Source organism: Amycolatopsis sp. cmx-4-83 (assembly GCF_046548815.1).
In the GTDB taxonomy this organism is placed as follows: domain Bacteria; phylum Actinomycetota; class Actinomycetes; order Mycobacteriales; family Pseudonocardiaceae; genus Amycolatopsis; species Amycolatopsis pretoriensis_A.
The window spans coordinates 34303-55907 of record NZ_JAEBEF010000007.1 but is presented as its reverse complement, the minus strand read 5'-3'; the positions used below and the strand labels follow the sequence as shown (position 1 = coordinate 55907).

At 72.3% G+C, this 21605-nt stretch carries 23 protein-coding genes; 9 read left to right on the top strand and 14 right to left on the bottom strand.

Annotated features, from left to right (window positions below):
• Positions 1 to 55 precede the first annotated feature (55 nt).
• Positions 56 to 1045, top strand: a complete 990-nt coding sequence (gene galE / locus ACLJQM_RS21860) for a UDP-glucose 4-epimerase GalE (RefSeq protein ID WP_410632598.1) — start codon at positions 56 to 58, stop codon at positions 1043 to 1045.
• 32 nt (positions 1046 to 1077) lie between these two features.
• Here the strand turns inward: galE and ACLJQM_RS21855 are convergent, their stop codons facing one another.
• The gene (locus tag ACLJQM_RS21855) at positions 1078 to 2133 is read right to left on the bottom strand and encodes a DUF4192 domain-containing protein (protein WP_410632597.1); all 1056 of its coding nucleotides are present in this window, start codon (positions 2131 to 2133) and stop codon (positions 1078 to 1080) included.
• Positions 2134 to 2291: 158 nt separating this feature from the next.
• Entirely contained in the window at positions 2292 to 3146 is an 855-nt protein-coding gene (locus ACLJQM_RS21850; RefSeq protein WP_410632596.1) for a M23 family metallopeptidase, read from the bottom strand.
• Between the two features lie 94 nt (positions 3147 to 3240).
• Between ACLJQM_RS21850 and ACLJQM_RS21845 the strand changes: the two genes are divergently transcribed.
• On the top strand, positions 3241 to 4356 hold the full coding sequence (locus tag ACLJQM_RS21845) for a sensor histidine kinase (RefSeq protein ID WP_410632595.1): 1116 nt from the start codon (positions 3241 to 3243) through the stop codon (positions 4354 to 4356).
• Positions 4353 to 4994 (top strand): response regulator, encoded by a 642-nt coding sequence (locus tag ACLJQM_RS21840; RefSeq protein WP_247025223.1) that lies wholly within the window; start codon positions 4353 to 4355, stop codon positions 4992 to 4994. Before ACLJQM_RS21845 ends, ACLJQM_RS21840 begins: the two co-directional genes overlap by 4 nt.
• A gap of 1 nt (position 4995) precedes the next feature.
• Here the strand turns inward: ACLJQM_RS21840 and ACLJQM_RS21835 are convergent, their stop codons facing one another.
• The 3 genes from ACLJQM_RS21835 to ACLJQM_RS21825 are packed head-to-tail and all read right to left on the bottom strand — an operon-like array spanning position 4996 to position 8904.
• The gene (locus ACLJQM_RS21835) at positions 4996 to 6393 is read right to left on the bottom strand and encodes an FAD-binding oxidoreductase (RefSeq protein WP_410632594.1); all 1398 of its coding nucleotides are present in this window, start codon (positions 6391 to 6393) and stop codon (positions 4996 to 4998) included.
• A 49-nt stretch (positions 6394 to 6442) separates the two neighbouring features.
• Positions 6443 to 7105 carry a YdcF family protein gene (locus tag ACLJQM_RS21830; RefSeq protein ID WP_410632593.1) on the bottom strand — a complete coding sequence of 221 codons (663 nt, stop codon included), beginning with the start codon at positions 7103 to 7105 and terminating at the stop codon, positions 6443 to 6445.
• Complete coding sequence (locus ACLJQM_RS21825; RefSeq protein ID WP_410632592.1) at positions 7105 to 8904, bottom strand: Xaa-Pro dipeptidyl-peptidase; 1800 nt, start codon at positions 8902 to 8904, stop codon at positions 7105 to 7107. The genes ACLJQM_RS21830 and ACLJQM_RS21825 overlap by 1 nt, the downstream gene beginning before the upstream one ends.
• Positions 8905 to 8988: 84 nt before the next feature.
• Here ACLJQM_RS21825 and ACLJQM_RS21820 point away from each other — a divergent pair, with 84 nt between their 5' ends.
• Entirely contained in the window at positions 8989 to 10545 is a 1557-nt protein-coding gene (locus ACLJQM_RS21820; protein WP_410632591.1) for a DUF4139 domain-containing protein, read from the top strand.
• Positions 10546 to 10561: 16 nt separating this feature from the next.
• On the opposite strand, the gene ACLJQM_RS21815 is transcribed toward ACLJQM_RS21820, so the two are convergent.
• The 4 genes from ACLJQM_RS21815 to ACLJQM_RS21800 all read right to left on the bottom strand — a co-directional run bounded on the left by ACLJQM_RS21815 (position 10562) and on the right by ACLJQM_RS21800 (position 13566).
• The gene (locus tag ACLJQM_RS21815; protein WP_410632885.1) at positions 10562 to 10975 is read right to left on the bottom strand and encodes a very short patch repair endonuclease; all 414 of its coding nucleotides are present in this window, start codon (positions 10973 to 10975) and stop codon (positions 10562 to 10564) included.
• Between the two features lie 204 nt (positions 10976 to 11179).
• Positions 11180 to 11611: a CBS domain-containing protein gene (locus ACLJQM_RS21810; RefSeq protein WP_410632589.1), complete on the bottom strand. Its 432-nt coding sequence runs from the start codon at positions 11609 to 11611 to the stop codon at positions 11180 to 11182.
• Positions 11612 to 11713: 102 nt separating this feature from the next.
• Positions 11714 to 12160, bottom strand: a complete 447-nt coding sequence (locus ACLJQM_RS21805; RefSeq protein WP_410632588.1) for a hypothetical protein — start codon at positions 12158 to 12160, stop codon at positions 11714 to 11716.
• Complete coding sequence (locus ACLJQM_RS21800; protein ID WP_410632587.1) at positions 12157 to 13566, bottom strand: PLP-dependent aminotransferase family protein; 1410 nt, start codon at positions 13564 to 13566, stop codon at positions 12157 to 12159. Before ACLJQM_RS21800 ends, ACLJQM_RS21805 begins: the two co-directional genes overlap by 4 nt.
• Before the next feature lie 83 nt (positions 13567 to 13649).
• Here ACLJQM_RS21800 and ACLJQM_RS21795 point away from each other — a divergent pair, with 83 nt between their 5' ends.
• Positions 13650 to 14222 (top strand): TIGR03086 family metal-binding protein, encoded by a 573-nt coding sequence (locus ACLJQM_RS21795; protein WP_410632586.1) that lies wholly within the window; start codon positions 13650 to 13652, stop codon positions 14220 to 14222.
• On the opposite strand, the gene ACLJQM_RS21790 is transcribed toward ACLJQM_RS21795, so the two are convergent.
• Positions 14215 to 15192: a neutral zinc metallopeptidase gene (locus tag ACLJQM_RS21790; RefSeq protein ID WP_410632585.1), complete on the bottom strand. Its 978-nt coding sequence runs from the start codon at positions 15190 to 15192 to the stop codon at positions 14215 to 14217. The two genes, ACLJQM_RS21795 and ACLJQM_RS21790, sit on opposite strands and share 8 nt — an antisense overlap.
• A gap of 112 nt (positions 15193 to 15304) precedes the next feature.
• On the opposite strand from ACLJQM_RS21790, the gene ACLJQM_RS21785 reads away from it, so the two are divergent.
• Positions 15305 to 17317, top strand: a complete 2013-nt coding sequence (locus ACLJQM_RS21785; RefSeq protein WP_410632584.1) for a prolyl oligopeptidase family serine peptidase — start codon at positions 15305 to 15307, stop codon at positions 17315 to 17317.
• Here ACLJQM_RS21785 and ACLJQM_RS21780 read toward each other — a convergent pair.
• Positions 17307 to 17621 carry a DMT family transporter gene (locus ACLJQM_RS21780; RefSeq protein WP_360766647.1) on the bottom strand — a complete coding sequence of 105 codons (315 nt, stop codon included), beginning with the start codon at positions 17619 to 17621 and terminating at the stop codon, positions 17307 to 17309. The genes ACLJQM_RS21785 and ACLJQM_RS21780 overlap by 11 nt on opposite strands.
• Positions 17621 to 18232, bottom strand: a complete 612-nt coding sequence (locus ACLJQM_RS21775) for an FMN-dependent NADH-azoreductase (RefSeq protein WP_410632582.1) — start codon at positions 18230 to 18232, stop codon at positions 17621 to 17623. Before ACLJQM_RS21775 ends, ACLJQM_RS21780 begins: the two co-directional genes overlap by 1 nt.
• A 78-nt stretch (positions 18233 to 18310) precedes the next feature.
• On the opposite strand from ACLJQM_RS21775, the gene ACLJQM_RS21770 reads away from it, so the two are divergent.
• Complete coding sequence (locus ACLJQM_RS21770; RefSeq protein ID WP_410632581.1) at positions 18311 to 18886, top strand: TetR/AcrR family transcriptional regulator; 576 nt, start codon at positions 18311 to 18313, stop codon at positions 18884 to 18886.
• On the opposite strand, the gene ACLJQM_RS21765 is transcribed toward ACLJQM_RS21770, so the two are convergent.
• Complete coding sequence (locus tag ACLJQM_RS21765) at positions 18848 to 19519, bottom strand: ferritin-like domain-containing protein (protein WP_410632580.1); 672 nt, start codon at positions 19517 to 19519, stop codon at positions 18848 to 18850. The genes ACLJQM_RS21770 and ACLJQM_RS21765 overlap by 39 nt on opposite strands.
• Before the next feature lie 61 nt (positions 19520 to 19580).
• Between ACLJQM_RS21765 and ACLJQM_RS21760 the strand changes: the two genes are divergently transcribed.
• Complete coding sequence (locus ACLJQM_RS21760) at positions 19581 to 19889, top strand: type VII secretion target (protein WP_410632579.1); 309 nt, start codon at positions 19581 to 19583, stop codon at positions 19887 to 19889.
• 7 nt (positions 19890 to 19896) lie between these two features.
• The gene (locus ACLJQM_RS21755) at positions 19897 to 21054 is read left to right on the top strand and encodes a hypothetical protein (RefSeq protein ID WP_410632578.1); all 1158 of its coding nucleotides are present in this window, start codon (positions 19897 to 19899) and stop codon (positions 21052 to 21054) included.
• Here ACLJQM_RS21755 and ACLJQM_RS21750 read toward each other — a convergent pair.
• On the bottom strand, positions 21023 to 21556 hold the full coding sequence (locus ACLJQM_RS21750; RefSeq protein ID WP_410632577.1) for a hypothetical protein: 534 nt from the start codon (positions 21554 to 21556) through the stop codon (positions 21023 to 21025). The two genes, ACLJQM_RS21755 and ACLJQM_RS21750, sit on opposite strands and share 32 nt — an antisense overlap.
• Between the last annotated feature and the right edge of the window lie 49 nt (positions 21557 to 21605).

Genomic DNA, 21605 nt, shown 5'->3' with positions numbered 1-21605 from the left:
GTCGCCGAGGGGGAAGACTGAAGCGCATCACCACCCTCGGCAGAAAGGCCTGGACGTGTCGGAGCAGAGCAACGCCCTGAAGCTGGTCGTGACGGGCGGAGCGGGGTACGTCGGCAGTGTCTGCGCGGCCCGGCTGGTCGAGGCCGGGCACCAGGTCACCGTGGTCGACGACCTGTCCACCGGGCACGCCGACGCGGTCCACCCGGACGCGCGGTTCATCGAGGGCGACGCCGCCGAGGTGGCGGGCAGCCTGCTGCGCGAGGGCTTCGACGGCGTGCTGCACTTCGCGGCGAAGTCGCTGGTCGGCGAGTCGATGGCGGAGCCGGCGAAGTACTGGGAAGGCAACGTCGTCACGTCGCTGCGGCTGCTCGAGGCCATGCAGGAGCACGGCACGCCCCGGCTGGTGTTCTCCTCGACCGCGGCGACCTACGGCGAGCCGGAGCAGACGCCGATCCCGGAGTCGGCGCCGACCCGGCCGACCAACACCTACGGCGCCACGAAGCTCGCCATCGACGCGGCGATCACCAGCTTCGCCACCGCGCACGGCCTGGCCGCGGTGAGCCTGCGCTACTTCAACGTCGCCGGCGCGTACGGCGCCTTCGGTGAGCGCCACGCCACGGAAACCCATCTCATCCCCCTCGTCCTGCAGGTCGCCACCGGCGACCGTGAGCACATCTCGATCTTCGGCGACGACTACCCGACGCCGGACCACACCGCGGTGCGCGACTACATCCACGTCGTCGACCTCGCGGACGCGCACCTCCTGGCGCTGAAGCACGCGACCGCGGGCGAGCACCGCATCTACAACCTGGGCAACGGCACCGGGTTCTCCGTCCTCGAGGTGATCGAGGCCTGCCGCGAGGTCACCGGCCACGCGGTGCCGGCCGTGGTCGCCCCGCGCCGCGCGGGCGACCCGTCGGTGCTCGTGGCGGCCAGCGACCGGGCCCGGGAAGAGCTCGGGTGGAAGCCGGAACGGATCGAGCTGACCGGGATCGTGCGCGACGCCTGGGAGTTCACCCAGGCCCGGCGCGCCAGCCAGGGCTGAGCCGGCCACCGTCCTTTCGCGACAGTCACGCCTCACTCGGCCTGGCTCGGTTCGGCGTCCGGCATGATCAGCCCGAAGCCGGCCGTTCCGCCCGGGTCGGCGTGCTCCGCCAGGCCCAGCAGCTGTTCCGGGGGCATGCCGCGGCTCAGGACCCGCAGCAGCAGGTCCGCCAGGACGTGGCCAGGGTCCGCTTCCAGCGCGTTCTCCAGTGCCATGCCCGCGAAGGTGCCGTCGCCGCGCAGGTAGGCCGTGTAGCCCAGGAGCGCCGCCGGTTGCGCGCGTTCCGGGGCCGGGAGCTCGCGGACCAGCGTGAGCCACAGGCGCTCCGCTTCCCGCGCCGTCGAGCTCTCGGGCGGCACGGCCATGCCGAGGCACTCGTCGCGGATCTCCGGGATCGTCAGTGCGTTCGCCAGCAGGACGGCTTCCTCGTCGCTCGGCGGACCTTCGCCCCGGCGCAGGCGGTCGAACGCGGCCCGGATCTCCGACGCCGCGTCGAAGCCGCCGGGCTCGGGCAGCCGGGCCAGCAGGTCGGCGCGGCGGGCGATCGTCTCCGGGCACCGCGGGTCGAGCAGCGCCGCCATCTCGGCGCGGCTGTCGAACACCACCTGGCCACGCTCGGTGGCCGCGGCCGCGACCACCGTCGCGCGGGGGTCCGGGAGCCGGCCGCCGCAGAGCTCGTCCTCCTCGTAACAGGCCCACCGTGCGTTCGTGGTGATGCCCGTCGTCCACATCGCGTGCAGGATCGGGAGGCCGTACTCGCCCAGCGCTTTCGCCAGGTGTTCGACGAGACCCGCGTGCGGCGGCGGGCTGCCGGATCTTCGCCGGCCGCCGACGATCGCCACGGTCACGCCCGTGTGGCAGCCCGCCGCGAGCAGCGGTGCGAGCGCCTGGGCCTGGCGGGCGCGGTCTTCCCGGCGCGGGATGCCGGCGCGCAGGATCAGGCCGGCGCGGTCGCCCTCGGGGGCGCGGTGGCCGAGCAGGACGACGGACCTCGCGGGGCGGAAGCCGATCAGGTACGGGAGCGCGGCCAGCAGCAGCGCGGGGTCTCGGAGGTCGACCGGCAACCGGCCGGCCGTGGTGGCGGTCATGCCTCCACCGTGGGGCAGGACGGGGCCGCTTGGGGCGCCGGCGGCAAATCTGTGGATGGCCGGGGCCGATGTGGACGGATCGGGCCCGGGGACGGACGGATGGAGCGTTCCTGTCGGTGGGGCGGGCTATGCTGCCCGGCCCCACCGACCGGCACGGGTCACCCGCAGTGCTCGAAGCCGCTTTCGTAGGTGTTGCTGCCGACCGAACCGCCCCACTTCACGCAGGTGGAGCCGGCCGTCTTCTTCACCGGCCCCGCGTAGTAGGTGAAGCTGCCGGAGTCGGTCGTCCGGGCTGAGCCCTGGACCTCGAGGAACGCCGAGACCGGGCTGGCCGTGCCGAGCGACGTCGCCTTCAGCGTCGTCACGCAGTTCGCCTTGGTGGAGGCGTTGTACAGCAGGTACGCCGTGCCCGAGGAGTTCGCCAGACCCTGCTTGTCGATGACCGAAAAGCCCGAGCCGCAGACCTCTTCGGCGGAGTACGGGTTGCCGCCGCAGCCGTTCTTGCTCGTGAAGTCGGTGTGCCCGTAGTACGGCACGGCGACGCCGTTCAGCTTCGCCTTCTGCACCACGCCGTCGAGCCGCTCCTCGAAGTGCAGGTGCGGCCCGGTGACCCCGCCGGTCGCGCCCGCCTTGCCGATCTCCTTGCCGCCGGCGACCGACTGCCCGACCGAGACCTCCTGGGCCGACAGGTGCGCGTACCGGGTCCGCCAGCCGCCGCCGTGGTCCAGCTCGATCCACTTGCCGTAGCTGGTGCTGCCCTCGTCCGCCACGCGCGTCACCGTGCCGCCGACCGACGCGAGCACCGGCATGCCGGTGATGCCCGACTTCTGGAAGTCGACGGAGTACGCCGGGCTGTGGCCGCTGAACGTCGCGGCGGTCACGGTGACCCCGCACTTGAACGGCACCTGGAAGTTCGGCGCGGCCGAGGCGGTCACCTGGCCGGCGAGGGTGAGGCCGAGCGCGGGCAGCGCCGCGGCGGCGGCGAGCACGGCGAGCCGTCGCAACCTGGACATGGGGGAACCTCCTGACGAACGGGACGTTTGACCGCACCAAGGGAAGCCCGCGTCGGTACATTTTCCGTACAAGCACCCGCGGAGGACACCCGGCATGACGCCCCGACGAGTCACGTTCCCTTCGGCGCAGGGCTGGCTGCGCTGGGCACTCATCGCGGTGCCGATGGTCACCGCGATGCCCCGCGCGGACGCACTCGCCTGGGTGCTGATCGGGATCACCCTCGCCTTGTCGATCCCGATGCCGTGGGTCCAGGACCTCGGCGCCCGGACGCCGTCAGCGGTCCTCGCGCTCGCCGTGATCGCGTCCGCGGGCGCGCTCTGGGTGGTCCTGCCGGGCAGCTGGGCGTCGGTCGCGCTGTTCGGCACGACGTTCTTCGTGGTGCTGCGGCAGGCCCCGGTGCCGATCGTGCTGGCGGTCGCGCTGAACGCCGGGCTGATCACCACGGTCTGGGTGCTCCGCCAGGACCAATGGGAAAGCGCCTTGTCGACGTACGCGGTCCTCGCCGTGATCGTGCTGATGGGGCTGAACCGGCGCACCCGGCTGGCCCGCATCGAGCAGACCGAGCTGGCACTGGCCCGCGCGCAGACGGCCAACGAGGAGCACGCCCGCGCGGCCGCGCTGGCCGAACGCGCCCGCATCGCCCGCGAGCTGCACGACGTCCTCGCGCACTCGCTGGCCGGGCTCTCGCTCAACCTGCAGGGTGCGCGGCTGATGCTGCTGCGCGACGGGGCGAGCCCGGACGCCGTCGTGCAGCTCGAACGGGCCCAGCAGCTGGCGGCGGACGGGCTCGCCGAAGCGCGGCAGGCCGTGGCCGCGCTGCGCGAGGACGCCGTGCCGGTGGAACGCGCGATCGCGGACCTGCTGGCCGCGTACCGGCTGGACAGCGGGGCGCGCGCGGACCTCGAGGTCGGCGGTGAGCCGCGCGAGCTCGACCCGGCGGTCGGCACCGCGCTGGTGCGCGCGGTGCAGGAGGCGCTGGCCAACACCCGCAAGCACGCGGCGCACGCCGACGTCGAGGTCACGCTGGACTACGCGACCGGTTCGGTGCGGCTGACGGTGGCCGACCGGCAGGGCAGGCGGCCGCCGGCCGCGCCCGCGGCAGGCTACGGTTTGCGCGGGATGAGCGAACGGGTCGCGCTGCTCGACGGGCACGTCGAGAGCGGGCCGAGGGAGGACGGATGGCGGATTCACCTGACGGTGCCGGCGTGACGCTGCGCGTCGTGCTGGCCGACGACCAGGCCGTGGTCCGGGAAGGCCTGGTCACGCTGCTCGGGCTGCTGCCCGGCGTCGAGGTGGTCGGCGCCGCCGCCGACGGGCTCGCCGCGCTCGACCTGGTCGCCGAGCACCACCCCGACGTTGTACTGGTCGACCTGCGGATGCCGCGCTGCGACGGGGTGGAGACGACCGAACGGATCCGCGCCGAGCACCCCGGGACCGAGGTCGTCGTGCTGACCACGTACGCCGACGACGAGTCACTGCTGGCCGCGTTGCGCGCCGGCGCCCGCGGGTTCCTCACCAAGGACGCCGACGCCGAGGCCATCGCCAGGGCCCTGCGTTCGGCGGCCGCCGGGCAGTCCACAGTGGACGGCGAGCTGCAGCGACGGCTCGTCGAAGCCGCCACTCGCGGCGCACCCCAGCGCGTCAAGGCGGTCGAAGGCCTGACCGCGCGCGAGATCGAGGTGCTGCGGCTGATCGCGGCCGGGCTGTCGAACACCGAGATCGCGCGCACCCTGGTGGTGAGCGAAGCGACCGTGAAGACCCACGTGAACCACTTGTTCGCCAAGGCGGGCCTGCGCGACCGCGCGCAGGCCGTCGCCTTCGCCTACCGGGCCGGGATCGCCGGCTGACTCACTTCGCGGGCGGGATGTTCGCGTTGTGGTGGAACACGTTGCGCGGGTCGTACCGCGCCTTGATCCGGGCGAGCCGCGCGTACTTCGCCGGCCCGTACGACGTCCGGACGCGGTCCTCTTCGTACTCGGCCATGAAGTTGACGTAGCCGGCCGGGTTGGACGAGTGCGGTACCAGTGCCGTCCAGAACTCGCGCACCCACGCGCGGTCCACGGCGAACGGCCCCGGTTCGGCCGCGAGCGAGTCGATGTTGATCAGGATGCTTTCCCGGCGCGGGCCGCCGAAGGCCGTCGCGTCGGCCGCGACCTCGGTGAAGGCCCCGCGCATCGAGAAGATCGGCATGATGGACATCGGCGACGCCTTGCGCGGCAGGAAGTCCGCGATCACCTCGATGACCTCGTCGGTGAACCCGTCGGCGTAGGTGGCCTTTTCGTAGCCGAGGATGCCCCACGGCGCGGCGTCGTCGAGCATCCGCTGCAGCTCGACGTACGGGATCGGCGAGACGAACTCGAACAGCGGCGCCGGCCCCGACCGCGCGGCCCTGACCGCCTCGGCGTGCTGCGCCTCCCCCGCGAACCCGGCGATCAGCAGGGCGTAGCCGGGCCGGAAGTGGTGGGCCTCGGGCACGAACGGCGCGGGCGGCGCGTTGAGCCCGGCGACGAGCGCGCCCATTTCCCCGGGCAGCGTCTCGAGCACCGCCCGGGCCTGCCGCAGTGCGGCCGTGCCGTCCTCGAGCCCCCAGAAGAACAGCCCCAGGTGGACGATCGGGCCGACCGGGTGCAGCCGGAACTCGAACTCGGTGACGACGCCGAAGTTGCCGCCACCCCCGCGCAGTGCCCAGAACAGGTCCGGGTGCTCGTCGGCGGACGCGCGCAGGACCTCGCCGTCGGCGGTGACGACCTCCGCCGAGAGCAAGTTGTCGCAGGAGAGCCCGTGCTTGCCGGTGAGCCAGCCGAAACCGCCGCCGAGGGTGAGGCCGCCGACACCGGTGTGGCTGATCGTGCCACCGGGCACCGCGAGCGCGTGCTCCTGCGTCGCGGCGTCGAGCTGCGCCCACGTCGCCCCGCCGCCGACGCGGGCGGTCCGGGCGGCCGGGTCGACGGTGATCGCGTCGAGCGAGCTCAGGTCGAGGCAGAGGCCGCCGTCCACGACCGCGGCTCCCCCGTAGTTGTGCCCGCCGCCGCGCACCGAGACGTCGAGCGCCGCTTCGCCCGCGTACGCGAGCGCCGCCGCCACGTCCGCGGCCCCGGCGGGGCGCACCACGACCGCGGGCCGGCGGTCGATCTCGCCGTTCCAGACCGAACGGGCGACGTCGTAGCCGGGTTCACCGTCGGTGAGCACCGTGCCGGACAGGCGGGCGCGCAAGCTCTCCAGGGTGGGGTCGGCGGTCGAGGTCATGGCGGCTCCTCTCGCAGGTGCCCTTGAGTCGCCTGACCTGCGATGATCGTTACATTGAGTGATCACCGGGGCGGCGGAGGAGGCGCTGGGTGAACCCGGCTTCGGCCAGCCGGCCGGACGCCCGCTCGACGCCGGCCGGGACGTGCTGCGGAATCGCGAAGCCCCGCACGGCGTACTCGGTGACCCGCTGGGTCTCGCCGACGAGCATGCTGATCACGCGCTCGACGTCCTCTTCCCCGCTCACGTGGTCCTCGAACGAAGCCGCCTTCGACGCACACACGAAGTCGACGCCCGGCCAGAGCCGCTTCGCCGTCGCGTAGGCCCGGCGCTGCTGGTACGGCCGCGTCACCAGCGTCACCGACCGGATCTCCCGCCCGGCCAGCAGCCGGCGGGTGAACGCGATGTTGTCGCCGGTGTTGCGGGCCTCGGGCTCCACCAGGATCACGTCGTCCGGGACGCCGAGTTCCCGCGCGATGTCGCGGTAGTGCACCGCTTCACCGCGCGGGAAGCGCTCGATCGTCGTCGGCGCGTTCGCCCCGGTGAACACGACCAGCGGGAACCGGCCGGCGTGGAACAGTTCCGCCGTGTGCACGGCGACGCCGGGGTCCCGGCTGCCGAGCCCGACGCCGACGTCGGAGCGGCGCGGCTCGTGCCGCAGGTCGTGGTACTCCCACAGCGTCGCGACGTCGGCGCGGAGGTGCTCCGGCAGCATCAGCCGAACGCGGCTCGCAGCGCCGGCTTGCCGCCCGTCACCGGGAGCGTCACCGACGTCCTCGTCAGGTCGAGCGCCAGCCCCGCGCCCGGCTTCGGCCGCAGCGTGTAGTCGTGGTCGCTGGAGGCGAGCAGGAACTCGAGCCGGTGGCCGGCGGCGAGGACGTAGTCCTTCGGCATCAGCTCGACGCCGATCCGGTAGGTCTGCCCGGGCGTGATCGGCTCGGTGCGGGACGGCGACGTGCGGTTCTGCGGGTCGGTCCAGCCGCGGCTGATCACGTGCGACGTGCCGTCGGGGGCGCGGTCGAGCAGGATCGCGGAGACGTTCGCCGCGGGCCGGTCGAAGGCCAGCGCGAGGTCGGCGCGGGCGGTGCCGGAGAGGCGTACGGACTGCTTCGCCGCCGAAGTCGCGTACAGCAGGCGGTTCCCGGACGAAGCCGCGCCGGCCAGCTGCTCGATCGTCTTCGAGGAGTCGTCGGCGAGGGTTTCGACGGCCGCTTTGCCCGGCACCGGGTTGCGCGTGTCGATGGCGCCCTTCGACCGGCCGCCCGGCCAGGGGTAGACGCGGACGTCGGCGGTGCCCGGCGCCGGCCAGTCGGCTTCGTCGGTCCACGAGAGGTCTTCGCGCTGGATGGTCGCCTTCGGCTCGTCCTGGATGCCGTTGCCGACGCCGTAGAGGTAGTGCGACATCCACTTGTTGAGCGTGGCGAGCCAGACGTCGCGCCGCAGCGAGTACGGGTCGGCGTGGCCGGACTGGTGCAGCCAGATCTTGTGCTCGACGCCGTGCGCCTTGAGCGCTTCGTACCACTCGGCGACCTGGTCGGTCTTGACGTTCCAGTCGTTGAGGCCGTGCACCGCGAGCACCGACGCGTGCACTCGTCCGACGTCGTCGCGGTAGTTGCGGACGTCCCAGAACGGCGTGTAGTCGCCGGTCACGCGGTCCTGGTCGCGGGTCAGCGCGTCGATCACCGGGCGGCAGACCTGCCGGTCGGCGCGGGTGTGGACGTACTCGGCGAGCACGTCGGCGTCCTCGCCCTGGTAGCCGCCGGCCGCCACGACGGCGCCGTCGTTGCGGTAGTACTGGTACCAGCTGGAGATCGCGGCGATCGGGACGATCGTCTCCAGGCCCTCGACGCCGGTGCTCGCGACGGCGTTGGGCAGCGTCCCGTTGTAGGACACGCCCATCATGCCGGTCTTGCCGGTGCTCCAGCCCGCGTTCGCCGCGGCGCCGTTCGCGTCCTTCGCTTCCGCGCGGCCGTTGAGCCAGTCGACGACCGAGCGCGCGCCGATCGTCTCGTTGACGTCGCCGGTGGTCGGGCAGCCGGTCGAGAGGCCGCTGCCGAGCGATTCGCCGTAGACGACGGCGAAGCCGCGCGCGGTGAAGTAGTCCTGGTAGCGCCAGGTGATCGGGGTGGCGGGGCCGACCCCGTGCGCGGCGACGCGCGGGCCTTCCGGACCGCGGGCGTACCCCGGCGCGTACAGCTCGACGTCGACGTTGTGGTTCGCGACGTCATTGCCGCCGGCGTAGTACGGGCTGGCCTGGTAGACGACGGGGACCTTCATCCCCTGCTGCGTGGCGCGCGGCCGGACGACCTGGGCGTGCACGAGGTCGTCGGCGCCGTCGTGGTCGCTGTCGACCGGCGCGGTCACCCAGACGTCTTCACGCACGACGTCGGCCGGGTTGAACACCGGTTGCGCCTGGCCGCCGGAGAACACCGGCGCGGGTGGATCGGCGGCTTCCGCGGCGACCGCGGTCAGCGGCAGTGCGAGGACGGCGGCGAGCACGACTGCGGCTTTCACACAAACCCCCAAGCCGGGCGAAGCGGACGAGGTCCGACACTTCCGTCCCGGCCTCCGGGGTGTCAAGAGACTAACGTCGGAGGCATGCCGACCGTGGAAGCTCCGATCGCCGCCGTGACCGTCTACCCGCAGCAGGCCCGCATCACCCGCCGGGGGAAAGCGGCGCTGGACGGCGGGCCGCGCCTGACGTTCGCGGGCCTGCCCCTGGCCCTCGACCCGGCTTCGGTGCGCGTCACCGGTACGGGCCCGGCGCTGATCACCGGGGTGGACGTGCGGACCGAGCGGCACGCTTCGCCGGCCGACGCGGCGTTGCGCGCGCTCGTCGAGCAGCGGCGCGCGGACCAGGCGACGCTCGACGGCGTCGTGGACGACGAAGCGGCCGAAGCGATGAAGGTGGATCTGCTGACTTCGCTGGCGAAGCGGAGCGGAGGCAGCTTCGCGAAGGCGCTGGCGGCCGGGACGGCGGAGCCCGCGCGGGTGGGTGAGGTGACGGACGCGCTGAGCTCGCGGCTGGCCGCGGCGCTGAAGTCCCGCCGGGTGCTGTCGGATCGGATCACCCGCCTGCGCGAGGACCTCGAGGCGCTGGACCGGCGGATCGGCGAGCACAGCGCACAGTCCGAAGAGGACAGTACTTCGGTGGTGGTGGAGCTGGAGATCTCGGATCCGGCCGGGTCGGCGGAGCTGGAACTGTCCTATGTGGTCCCCGGGGCGAGCTGGGAGCCGGGGTACGACATCCGGGTGCGCGGGACCGACGTGACCGTGGTGTCGTACGGGCTGGTCAGCCAGTACACGGGCGAGGACTGGCCGGAGTGCGAACTCGCTTTGTCGACCGCGCGGCCCGCGGTTTCGGTGGTGGTGCCGGAGCTTTCGCCGTGGTACCTGGACCGGGTGCACCCGGTGCCGGCGGCTCCGGCCGCGGCGTACGGGGGTTCGGGCGGCGGGATTCCGGAGGGCGCGCGGATGGCCCGGTTCGCGATGGCTGCTCCCGCGATGGCACCGAAGCTGGCTTCGGTCGAGCAGGGGACGACGGCGGTGACGTACCGGCCTTCACGTCCGGTGGCGGTGCCTTCGGGGGCCCAGGGGCATCGGACGACGTTGGCTCAGCTTTCGCTCACGGCGGTGCTGGGTTACGTGACCGCGCCGGTGCTCGCCGAGGAGGCTTACCTGCGGGCTGTCGTGGTCAATTCGTCTTCGCTTGCCCTGCGGCCCGGACGTGCTTCGGTGTTCCACGAGGCGGAGTTCGTGGGGACGACTGTGCTGGAGGCTTGGGCTCCTGGGGAGGAGCTGGAGCTGGCGTTGGGGGTCGACGACCGGATCCGGGTGGAGCGGGAGCTGGTGCGGCGTTCCGCCTCGAAGGCGGTCATCGGCGGGCAGAAGCGGCGTGAGGTGGAGTACCGGATTTCGGTGGCGAACCACGGGCCCCGGGAGGCCGTGGTGACGGTGCTGGACCAGGCACCGGTTTCCCGGGACGACGCGGTGACGGTGAAGGACGTGAAGACTTCGCCGGAGCCGGTGGAGACTTCGGCGCTGGGCGAGTTCACGTGGAAGCTGACGCTGGCGGCTGGGGAGACTGGTGAGGTGAAGCTGGCTTACCGGGTGGATGTGGCGAAGGGGGTGGAGTTGTCGGGGTGGCGGGAGTGACTTCCGACTGAAAGGCTCAACGCCCGGAACCGGAGCTGCGTCGAACCGTCGATGCGGTGCGGTTGTGGGCGAGCCGCTCGATTCGTTCTGCGGCGCCGAAGGGGTCCTCGTGTTCCCAGACCCGGACCACGAGCCAGCCCAAGTCGGCCAGCTCGGCGTCGGTGTCACGATCGCGGCGCGCGATCCCGCGCAGCTTCAGACGCCACCAGTTCCTGTTCGCCCTCGGCAAGTGCCCGTGGTCCGGGCACGAGTGCCAGAAGCACCCGTCCAAGAAGATCGCAATGCGAGCACCGCGAAGCAGGACGTCTATGCGCCTTCGACGATTCCCACCCGGAGCCGATCTGCCCACCAGGAAGCGCAAGCCCCGTTTGTGCAGAGCACTGCGCAACGCAAGCTCCGGCCGGGTACCCGAACGTCGAGTTCGGCGCATCACACGCGCGGTCGCCCATGAGGAGGCCGGTGGTGCGGGCCCGGGATCCAGGTGTTGGTACACCGCGTGAGCCTCGCACCGACCACCGACAAAACCGCACGACCGCGTCAGCCGGGGCCGGAAGGGAAACCGGGTGAAACCCGGCTGAGCGCAGCCGGTCACCCGGTCTCCCCCCTCTCAGCGGCGTTCACCTCACCCGAAACGTCAGCCCTGGGCGATGTAGTTCTGTAGCTGTTCCTGGCTCTGCTCCAGCTGCTCCATCCGGTTCTTCACCACGTCCCCGATGGACACGATCCCCGCCAGGCGGCCGTCCGCCAGGACCGGTACGTGGCGGATGCGGCGTTCCGTCATCAGGACCGACAGCTGGTCCACCGAGTCGTCCGGGGAGCAGCTCGCCACCAGCTTCGTCATGATCTCCGACACCTGGCCCTCCAGCAGGGCCGGGCCTCGCTCGTTCAGGCGGCGGACCACGTCGCGCTCCGAGACGATGCCCGCGATCGAGCCGTCGGGGGCGACGACCACCATCGCGCCGACGTTGTGTTCGGCCAGGGCGGTCAGCAGTGTGGTCACCGTGGTTTCCGGGGTGACCGTCGCGACCGCGGTCCCCTTCGTGCGCAGCAGATCCGCAATCCGCATGGCGATCCTTCCCGTCGGTGAGCTGGATCACCACAGGGTAGGTGCCACCGGCACCGGGCGAAAGTCCGGCAAACGGGGCGTGTTCGTGGTATTCGAACCGATTCAGCCGAGGCGTTCGGCCAGGCCGTCCAGTGCCGAGCGGATTCCGGCCGCGTAATCGTCGTCGCAGAGGGCGTCGAGGCGGGCCCGGGCCAGGGCCAGCTGCTCGCGGGCGGCCGCGAGGTCACCCAGTTTGCGGTAGTCCTCGCCCAGGTTGAGGTGCAGTGACGGGTAGAACCCGCGCACCGCCAGGGACGCGTGGTACTCCTGGGCCCGCGAGTCGGTCAGGGAATCCGCCGCCGCCAGCGCGCGCAGGTCCCACTCGAGCTCCTCGGCCGGGTCGTCGCAGACGTCGGCCATGTGGTGGGCCAGTGCGACGCGGTGCAGCGGGTCGCCGTCCGGGCCGATCGAGTCCCACAACCCCGTGAACGTCGCGTACGCGCCGGCGCGGTCGCCGCCGATGTGCTGCCGCAGACCGGCGTCGATCGCCACCATCACGTCGTCGGTCATGCCGCTCCCCCGTCCGCCAGTGCCCGCAGCCGGGCCAGTCCCGGCTCGATCCGCTCGGCCGCGACCGCACCGTAACCGAACACCAGCCCGTGCCGCCGCTCCCCCACCCCGAAGTCCCCCAACGAGTACAGCCGTACGCCGTGCCGTCGGGCCGCGCGGACCAGCGGACCGCAATCCGACGGCGCCACCGCGCTCAGGTGCAGGCCCGCCGACGACGGCAACGGCGTCAGGAAGTCCGCGAACGATGCCAGTGACCGGGACAGCAGCTCGTGCCGCTCGCGGTACACCTTCCGCATCCGCCGGACGTGCCGGGCGAAGCCGCCCTCGGCCATGAACGCCGCCAGCGCCGCCTGTTCGACGTTCGGCGCGTGCCAGTCGGTCAGGTACCGGGCCTTGACCAACGCGGGCACGAGCGACGGCGGCGCGATGAGGAAACCCAGCCGCAGCGCGGGCGAAAGCACCTTCGAGAACGACCCGACGTAGACGACCCGGCCACGGGAATCGAGGCTGTGCAACGGTTCCAGCGGCCGCCCGGTGTAGCGGAACTCGGTGTCGTAGTCGTCCTCGACGAGCACCGCGTCGTTCCGCTCGGCCCAGTCGAGCAGCTCGAGCCGCCGGTCCAGCGACATCGACAGCCCCAGCGGGTACTGGTGCGACGGCGTCACGTACACCAGCCGCGTCCCGGCCGGGATCGCGCCGACGACGATGCCGGACGCGTCCACCGGGACCGGCGCGACCCGGATCCCGCGCGCGGCGAGCACCAGCCGCGGCGGCGGGTAACCGGGGTCCTCGACGGCGGCGAGGTCACCGGTGCGCAGCAGCACGCGCGCGACCAGGTCGGTCGTCTGCTGCGCGCCCGCGGTGACGACGACCTGCGCCGCGTTCGCCCGCACGTCCCGCGACACCGCCACGTGCCGTGCGATCTCGGTGCGCAGCGACGCCAGCCCCTGCGGGTCGCCGTAGGTCATCAGGTCGGCCTGGCCGGCGCGCAGCCGCTGCGTGACCAGGCGGCGCCAGGTGTCGAACGGGAACCGGGTCAGGTCGGGGACGCCGGGCCGGAAGTCGAACTCCGGCGCCGGGGCGAACGGCGCCGGGGGCGGCGGGACGGCGTCCCACTCCGGCAGCGGCCGCACGCCGGACACCGGTGAGGGCTCCGGGCGCGCCGCCGCGGACGCCGTGACGAACGTGCCGGCGCCGACGCGGCCGGCCAGGAAGCCCTCGGCGGTGAGCCGGTCGTAGGCCGCGCTGACCGTCGTCCGGGACACCGCCAGCCGCTGGGCGAGCTCGCGGGTCGGCGGCAGCGCCTCCCCCGGCCGGATCCGGCCGGCCAGGATCGCCGCGCGGAGCTGCCGGTAGATCGCGTCGCGGTGCCCGCGCGTGCCGGTCAGGTCGATGTGGATCTCCACCGGCACCAGTCTAGATTGGCCCACCACAGGTGCCACGGATTTGGCACTGTCCGTGGTCCGCTGGCCCGCCTAGCGTGCGAGGCATGGATCTCCGCGAACTCGACCGCCGCGCCCTGCTCGTCCTCGACAAGATCGTCGCGACCGTGACGCCCGCCGACCTCGCCCGCCCCACGCCGTGCGCGGGCTGGACGCTGGCCGACCTGCTCCGCCACCAGGTCAGCGAGAACCACGCCTTCGCGACGGCCGCCCGTGAAGGCTCGGCGCCGGACTGGGACGCCGGCGAGCTCGGCGACGACGCCCAAGGCGCGTACGCGGCCTCCGTCGACGACTTCCTCGACGCCTTCGCCGACGACGCCGTGCTCGAGCGGCAGCTCACGATCAACCACTTCGGCACGTTCCCCGGCCCGGTCGCCGCGCACATGCACCTGGTCGACACCGTCGCGCACGGCTGGGACCTGGCCCGCGCGCTCGGCCTGCCCTACGAACCGGACGCCGAAGCCGTGCACCTCGCCCTCGAGCTGGCCGAGCGGATCCCCGACGAAGGCCGCGAGAAGAACAACTCGTTCGCCCGCAGCGTCGAGATCCCCGCCGGCGCGAGCGAGCTCGACCGGTTCCTGGCCCTGCTCGGCCGCGATCCCTCGTGGACGGTCAGCTGACCTCGGCGACCGGGGCGCTCCAGGTGTCGCACGCCTTCGTCGTCTTGCCGTCGTAGCCCGCCTTCGCCCAGGAAAGCTGGTGCTTGCGGGAGCCATGGGTGTCACTGTCGTTGGCCCGGCCGTAGTCGGCGACGGCGGCGTTCGCCAGCGACCGGCTGATCGAGCCGGTACCGGCGACGGCTGCCAGGAAGAGCGCGCCGAAGCAGTTGGCCTGCAGCTCGATCCGGCGCACGACCTCCTTGTCGGCCGCGCTGTCCTCGTTCGGCGACGTCATCTTGTCCGCCGCCGCCGACAGGATGCCGCTCTCGCGCTGCACGTGGTGGCCGTATTCGTGGGCGATGGTCGCGATGTGCCGGGCCTTGTTGAGCCCGGCGTCCGCCAGCATCCAGTCGGTCGGCGCGTAGATGGTGGTGTCGCCGCCGCAGTAGTAGGCGACGGCTTCGTTCTCGGTCGGCGCGTCGCCGCACGCGCTGTGCTCGGGCAGCTTCACCGAGACCGTGACGATCAGCCTCGGCTCGTTCGCCTTCTCCAGGGCCGGGCGCCAGGACTCCGCCAGGCAGTCGGCAAGCCTGCCGTAGTACGCCTCGAGCTGGTCGGCGGACCGGCCGAGGTCGGGCAGCGCGCACGTCGCCGGCCCGGGCGTGATGCCGTCAGCCAGCAGCGGGTTGCGGGCCAGCTCCGGCACGGACTTCACCGTCGAGCCGGTGCCGCCGAAGGCCCGGCCGGTGTCGGCACCCTGCGCGGCGAAGGCACGCCCGTCCACCCGCCTCGGGACGGTGGCCGCGACCAGGGAGATCGTCAGCACGACGATCAGGACTCCGGCGACGGCACCCCAGAGCCGGTTGTGCGGCGGGGCGATGGGGACGGGAGGCGCGGCGGCCCAGTTCGGGGCCCACGGGTTCGGCTCCGGCACCCACGCGGGCTCGGACGGCCGGACCGTCCCCGGCGGTGACGGCTCGGCGTCGTTCACGATCTCCCCCTGCTCGGTGGCACCAGCATACGGACCACCCGGGAGGCGGGGATCACGAAACGAAAACGCCACCCGGTGGCCGCCAGGGCCGCCCTCGGGCAAGACTGGGGGCATGAGTGTCGAGGACCCTTACCTGTGGTTGGAAGACGTGACCGGCGACGACGCGCTGGACTGGGTGCGCGCCCGCAACGGTGAGGCGCTGGCCGAGCTGACCACCGGAGCGCGTTTCGCCGAGGTGCGCGACGAGCTGCGCGAAGTGCTCGACGCCGACGACCGGATCCCGTACGTGCGCCGCCGCGGCGAGTTCCTCTACAACTTCTGGCAGGACGCGAGCCACCCGCGCGGCCTGTGGCGGCGCACGACGCTGGCGTCCTACCGGCAGGCCGAGCCCGAGTGGGAGCTGCTGCTCGACGTCGACGCGCTGGCCGAGGCCGAGGGCGAGAACTGGGTCTGGCAGGGCGCCACCGTGCTGCGGCCGGGCTACCGGCGCGGCCTGGTCGAGCTGTCCCGCGGCGGCGCGGACGCCACCGTCGTGCGCGAGTTCGACCTCGACGCGCACGAGTTCGTCGAGGACGGCTTCACCGTCCCCGAGGCCAAGACGCGGATCGGCTGGATCGACGAGGACCGCGTCTACCTGGGAACGGACTTCGGCCCGGGCACGCTGACCAGCTCCGGCTACCCGCGGCTGGCGAAGGAGTGGCGGCGCGGCACGCCGCTCGAAGCCGCGACCCTGGTCTACGAGGGCAAGCCCGACGACGTCTCGATCGGCGCGTCCCACGACCCGACCGAGGGCTTCGAGCGCGACTTCGTCAGCCGCGCGATCGACTTCTACCGCTCGGAGCTGTACCTGCGGACGGGCGGCGCGCTCGTCAAGATCGACGTCCCCGACGACGCGAGCGCGTCCGTGCACCGCGAATGGCTGCTGGTCCGGCCGCGCACGGCGTGGACGGTCGAGGGCACCGAGCACCCGGCCGGCTCGCTGATCGGCATCCGCTTCGACGACTTCATGGCCGGCGACCGGACCTTCGCCACGCTGTTCCTGCCGGACGAGCACACGTCGCTCGACTACTGGGCCTGGACGCGCAACCACCTGCTGCTGGGCACGCTGCGCGACGTCCGCACCGAGCTGCGCACGCTCACCCCGGGACCGGACGGCTGGACCGAGGAGCCCCTGTCCGGTGGGCCCGAGTTCGGCAGCGCGGACATCTTCGACACCGATCCCGACGTCAGCGACGAGTATCTGATCAACTCCAGTGGCTTCCTGCAGCCGTCGACGCTGAGCTACGGCCACGTCGGCGAAGAGGTCGAAGTGCTGAAGCAGGCTCCGGCGTTCTTCGACGCTTCGGGCATGAGCGTGGCGCAGTACTTCGCGACGTCGGAGGACGGCACGAAGATCCCGTACTTCGTCGTCCGGCCGTCCGGCGCCGAGGGTGGCCCGACCCTGCTGACCGGTTACGGCGGCTTCGAGGTGTCGCTGACGCCGTCCTACAGCGGGATGATCGGCCGCGGCTGGCTTTCGCGCGGCGGCACGTACGTCGTCGCGAACATCCGCGGCGGCGGCGAGTACGGGCCCGGCTGGCACACGCAGGCGATCAAGGCCGAGCGCCACCGCGTCTACGAGGACTTCGCCGCGGTGGCCGCGGACCTGGTCGAGCGCGGCATCACGACGCCGGCGAAGCTGGGGATCCAGGGCGGCAGCAACGGCGGGCTGCTGATGGGCGTGATGCTGACGCGCTACCCGGAGCGGTTCGGCGCGATCGTCAGCCAGGTGCCGCTGCTGGACATGCGCCGCTACCACCTGCTGCTGGCCGGCGCGTCCTGGATGGCCGAGTACGGCGACCCGGACGACGCCGCGGAATGGGAGTACATCTCGCAGTACTCGCCGTACCAGAACGTCCACAGTGGACGTTCGTACCCGCCTTCGCTGTTCGTGACGTCGACGCGCGACGACCGCGTGCACCCCGCCCACGCCCGCAAGATGGTGGCGCGGATGCGTGAGCAGGGGCACGACGTCCGGTATCACGAAAACATCGAGGGCGGCCACGGTGCCGCGGCGGACAACGAGCAGCTGGCGTTCAAGTGGGCGCTGGTGTTCGAGTTCCTGTGGGAGCAGCTCACGAAGTGACGCGCGCGAGCACGACGCCGCCGACGACGAGGGCCAGCGCGGCCACCCGGCCGACGCTCAGCGGATCCTTGTTGACGACAACGCCGAGCACGATCGCCCCGACGGCACCGATCCCGGTGAACACGGCGTAGGCCGTGCCCACCGGGACGGTGTCCATCGCGCGGGAGAGCAGGTAGACGGCGGCCGCGCCGAGCACGAAGCACAGCAGCGTCGGCCACGGCCGGGTGAAGTTCTCCGTCGGTTTGATGCTCTGCGACCAGGCGATCTCGACGAACCCGGCGAAGACGAGCGTCACCCAGCCCATCAGAGCGCCCTGAACGCGGCTTCGCGCGAAGCGACGCGCTCGTCTTCACGCGCGGCCAGGTGCGGGTCGACGAGGGCGTTGGTGAGCTCGGCGTGCACGAAGCGGACGTCGTCGACGTCGTAGTGCCCGGCGATGAAGTCCCGCAGGTAGCGCTCGTGGTGGTCGAAGGGGGCCCGCGGGGTGCCGGGCGCGTACGTCCCGCCGCGGGCGCCGGCGATGACGAACGCCGTGCCCTTGAGGGACATCCGCGGGAACGTCACCTGGTCGATCCAGGTCTTGAGGGCGGCCGGGATCGAGAAGTTGTACATCGGCGCGCCGATCAGCACGACGTCGGCTTCGAGCAGTTCGGCCAGGAGCGGCTCGACGACCGCCCAGGCCGTGCGCTGTTCCGGCGTCTCGACGGCTTCGGCGTACCGGGCCGGGTCGGTGATGCCGCGGGTCAGGAGCGCGTCGCAGATCTCCGTCCAGGCTTCGCCGATCACCGGCACCGGGTCGGCGGCGAGGTCGCGGTAGGTCCGGGTGCCGTCCCAGGCTTCGGCGTAGCGGGCGGAGAGCTCGCGGGAGAACGACCGGCGGCGGGCGCTGGAGTCGAGGTGCAGCAGGTGGGTCACGGTTCCTCCTCAAGTGGACGCCTTGTCCACTTCCGCTCAACTGGACACCCCGTCCGGTTATTCCCTAGGCTCGCGGACATGCCCGAACGCGCCGACGCAGCCCGCAACCGCGCCAAGATCCTGGCCGCGGCCGAGCAGCTGTTCACCGCCCGCGGCGCGGCCGAGGTGACGATGGAGGACATCGCGCGCGCGGCCGGCGTCGGCCGCGGAACGCTGTACCGCCGCTACCCGGACCGCGCGTCGATCGCGGTGGCGCTGCTGGACGAGCACGAGCGCCGCCTGCAGGAGTCCTTGTTGCGCGGCGAGCCCCCGCTGGGCCCGGGCGCTCCCCCGGCGGAGCGCTTGGCGGCGTTCTACGAGGCGATGGTGGAGTTGCTGGAGCGGCACGCGCACCTGGTGCTGGGCGCGGAGGTCGGCCACTCGCGGTTCACGACGGGCGCGTACGGGTTCTGGCGCACGCACGTACGGGTCCTGGCGGAGGCGGCGGGGGTCGCGGATCCGGAGGTGCTGGCGGACGTCCTCCTGGCGCCGCTGGCACCGGAACTGTTCCTGCACCAGACGTCGCGGGGCGTGTCGCCGACGCGGATCACGCTCGCGCTGCGGAAGCTGGCCGGGTTACTGGAGCCTCGCGAGGGCGGCGTCGAAGGCGGCTAGGACGTCGACGGTGAACTCCCGCCGCCCGACGCCGAGCTGCCGCAAGGCGCGGCCGTGGTCGGCCGCGACGGTGATCGTGACGCCGAGCAGCAGGACCCGCCAGGCTCCGAACACGAGGGCACGCACGGCTTTCGGGAACTCGCCGCGCAGCCGGTGGCAGTGGAAGGGCACGTGCCGCTCTTCGTCGGCGAGGATCCGGGCGGCGACTTCGGTGAGGAGCGGATCGCCGCCGCCGTCACGCAGGGCGCGGTAGTACCGCAGCGCGACGACTTCGGCGATGAGCAGCACCATGAGTTCCAGCCGCAGCCCGAGCGCCCGCCGCAACCGGACGAACACGGTGTCGGACCAGTGCGCCCCGATGGTCGGCACCCCGGCGGCGGCCAGCAGCTCGGCGAGCATCCGCGCGTGGTTCTGCTCCTCGGCGACGAAGAGCTTCACGGCGGCGAGGTAGTCGCCGCTGCCGGCTTTCGCGATGAGGTTGGCCCCGTCGCCGGCTTCGCCGACCTGGAACCGCTGGATGCTCTTCGCGACGTCGGGATGCAGGCGCGCACCCCGCGCCCAGTGCGGATCTTCGCGCTGTTCACGGCGTTCGGCTTCGATTTCGAAGTCCTGGAGCCATTGTTCGCAAGTCATCGCGTCGATGATGCCGCGCGCGTAAACTGCTCGGCATTCGACTTACGAGGTGGGGGCTCCGATGTCGATCGAAGACGGCTACACGGTCGAACCGGCCGCGCTGGGGGAAATCGCCGCCGCCGCGGGGCGGGTCGCGCATGACACCGCGCAAGCGGGTGACGCCGTCGCGGACGCTTCCCCGCTGAGACTGCCCGAGGGGGACTGGGCGGTCGGCGACGAGGTCCGCGCGATGATCGCGCCCTGGGGAGGCTCCTTGCACGCGCTCGCCGAGAACATCCGCGATCTCGGCCGGAACATCGACAAAGCGTCGAAACTCTACGCCGGCGCGGAAAAGACGCACAGCGAGAAGCTGCGAGCGATCTTGGGCTAGGGGGGCCATGCGAGCGGATTACCGGGCACTCAAGGATTTCCCGATCGGCCGGCTCAACCAGTGCGCGGAAGGCTGGCGCTCGCTCGCCGACGCCCTGAGCGGCCAGGTCGCCGACTTCGACCGGACGGTGGTGCGGCCCGTCGACGATCCGGCGTGGAGGGGCAGCGGAGGCGACGCCGCGCGCGCCGCCGTGCACCAGGCCGGCGACCGCCTGGGTGCCACGCAGAAGTACGTCGACGCCAACGCCGTGCTGCTCGAGGCGGCGCACCACGGGATCTGGCAGGCGGGGCTCCCCGAGCCGGAGATGTGGGCGACCGTGCACGACGACGGCGGCGTTTCGTTCGACCACGAGCCGGACCTGTTCCCGTGGGACCGCCCGCCGATCGTGCGGATGATGAACGCACAGGGCACCGTCCACAAGCTGCTCCACCTGGCCGACGTCGTCGACCGGAAGACGGCGTCGCTGCTGTGGCACCCGCCGTCGCCTTCGGTGGAGCGCATCCCGTCGGTCGCCGACGCGGACGAGCACCTGCGGCAGGCCAAGATCGCCGCGCAGGAGGTCGTCGACGAGGCCAACCGCTTCCAGCCGGTCGAGGAGGCCCACACCGACACGGCCGAGCAGCCGCGGGGCGACCTGACCGCCACGAAGGACGACGAAGGCCTGCGGGTCGTGCTGGCCGACGCCGCCGGGATCCTGAGCGTCACGGGCCGGCCGCACGGCGGCGACCACCTCCGCCACTGGCTGCGGAGCTCCGGGACCACGAAGTACGTCAGCCCGGCGGAAATCCGTCGCGATCTCCCGCTGTTCGAAGCGATCGTCCAGAACGCCCTGCGCTCGGCGCCGGACGAGGGCTACTTCGACACCGGCTGGCAGAACACCGACGTCCAGGACGACGGCAGCGGCGCCACGCAGAGCGAAGACTGGTGGTACGCGATGAACGACTTCCGCTACCGCGTCCTGGGCCGCGCGACCCGGGCCGACGGACGGCGGCGCACGCACTACACGATCGGGGTGCTCAAGCCGTACGTCTTCGGGCCGCCCCGCGGGCCGATCAAGGTCCCGTACGTGGACATCGAGTTCGACCAAGCGGAGATCGAGCGCTTGCACCACGTCGGGCTGGCGCGCAACTTCATCATCCAGGGCCTGTCCCACGGAGTGGAGTAGCCGGCACGCCGATCAGCACCGCCGGGGTCCAGAAGAAGACCTTCGGGTCGCCGAGGCCGGACGCCGTGAGCCAGCGGGCCGCCTCGACGGCGGCGGCTTCATCCTCGATCAGGCCGTCGCGGGCACGAATGCCGGTGGCGCGGCGGACGTCGTCGATCAGACCGCCGAGGCAGCCCCAGGAGTGGCAGAGACCGCAGTCGAAGCCCACCGGCTCGAAGCCCAGCAGCTTTCCGTCGCCGAGGTGGTGCGGCGGTTCGGCGCGGGCCAGGCGGTCCGGCAGGCCGCCCGCGCCGGCGGCCGCGAACTCCGCGAGCAGCACCGGTACGTCCTTCGCCGGGAAGCCGATCTCGTAGACCGCGTGGCCGGTGCGAGCGGCCGCGGCGGCGTCGGGGAACCAGTCGTCCCAGTCCGGCTCGGCGGGGACCAGGTCGGCCAGGCAGGCGCTCACCGAGACGGTGCTCGATCGGGGAAGCGCCGCGTAGCCGGCCAGGACGTACTCCACCCGTCCAGTATTCGCGCGGGGTCAACGCGTTTGCCCGCCGGGCCGAGCC

What these genes read in the sequence shown, in the direction of transcription:
- ACLJQM_RS21855 (WP_410632597.1), bottom strand. Translation starts at nt 2,133, where the DNA reads ATGACCGCCACCACGGCCGGCCGGTTGCCGGTCGACCTCCGAGACCCC.
- ACLJQM_RS21850 (WP_410632596.1), bottom strand. Translation starts at nt 3,146, where the DNA reads ATGTCCAGGTTGCGACGGCTCGCCGTGCTCGCCGCCGCCGCGGCGCTG.
- ACLJQM_RS21845 (WP_410632595.1), top strand. Translation starts at nt 3,241, where the DNA reads ATGACGCCCCGACGAGTCACGTTCCCTTCGGCGCAGGGCTGGCTGCGC.
- ACLJQM_RS21835 (WP_410632594.1), bottom strand. Translation starts at nt 6,393, where the DNA reads ATGACCTCGACCGCCGACCCCACCCTGGAGAGCTTGCGCGCCCGCCTG.
- ACLJQM_RS21830 (WP_410632593.1), bottom strand. Translation starts at nt 7,105, where the DNA reads ATGCTGCCGGAGCACCTCCGCGCCGACGTCGCGACGCTGTGGGAGTAC.
- ACLJQM_RS21820 (WP_410632591.1), top strand. Translation starts at nt 8,989, where the DNA reads ATGCCGACCGTGGAAGCTCCGATCGCCGCCGTGACCGTCTACCCGCAG.
- ACLJQM_RS21815 (WP_410632885.1), bottom strand. Translation starts at nt 10,975, where the DNA reads ATGCGCCGAACTCGACGTTCGGGTACCCGGCCGGAGCTTGCGTTGCGC.
- ACLJQM_RS21810 (WP_410632589.1), bottom strand. Translation starts at nt 11,611, where the DNA reads ATGCGGATTGCGGATCTGCTGCGCACGAAGGGGACCGCGGTCGCGACG.
- ACLJQM_RS21805 (WP_410632588.1), bottom strand. Translation starts at nt 12,160, where the DNA reads ATGACCGACGACGTGATGGTGGCGATCGACGCCGGTCTGCGGCAGCAC.
- ACLJQM_RS21795 (WP_410632586.1), top strand. Translation starts at nt 13,650, where the DNA reads ATGGATCTCCGCGAACTCGACCGCCGCGCCCTGCTCGTCCTCGACAAG.
- ACLJQM_RS21785 (WP_410632584.1), top strand. Translation starts at nt 15,305, where the DNA reads ATGAGTGTCGAGGACCCTTACCTGTGGTTGGAAGACGTGACCGGCGAC.
- ACLJQM_RS21780 (WP_360766647.1), bottom strand. Translation starts at nt 17,621, where the DNA reads ATGGGCTGGGTGACGCTCGTCTTCGCCGGGTTCGTCGAGATCGCCTGG.
- ACLJQM_RS21770 (WP_410632581.1), top strand. Translation starts at nt 18,311, where the DNA reads ATGCCCGAACGCGCCGACGCAGCCCGCAACCGCGCCAAGATCCTGGCC.
- ACLJQM_RS21765 (WP_410632580.1), bottom strand. Translation starts at nt 19,519, where the DNA reads ATGACTTGCGAACAATGGCTCCAGGACTTCGAAATCGAAGCCGAACGC.
- ACLJQM_RS21760 (WP_410632579.1), top strand. Translation starts at nt 19,581, where the DNA reads ATGTCGATCGAAGACGGCTACACGGTCGAACCGGCCGCGCTGGGGGAA.
- ACLJQM_RS21755 (WP_410632578.1), top strand. Translation starts at nt 19,897, where the DNA reads ATGCGAGCGGATTACCGGGCACTCAAGGATTTCCCGATCGGCCGGCTC.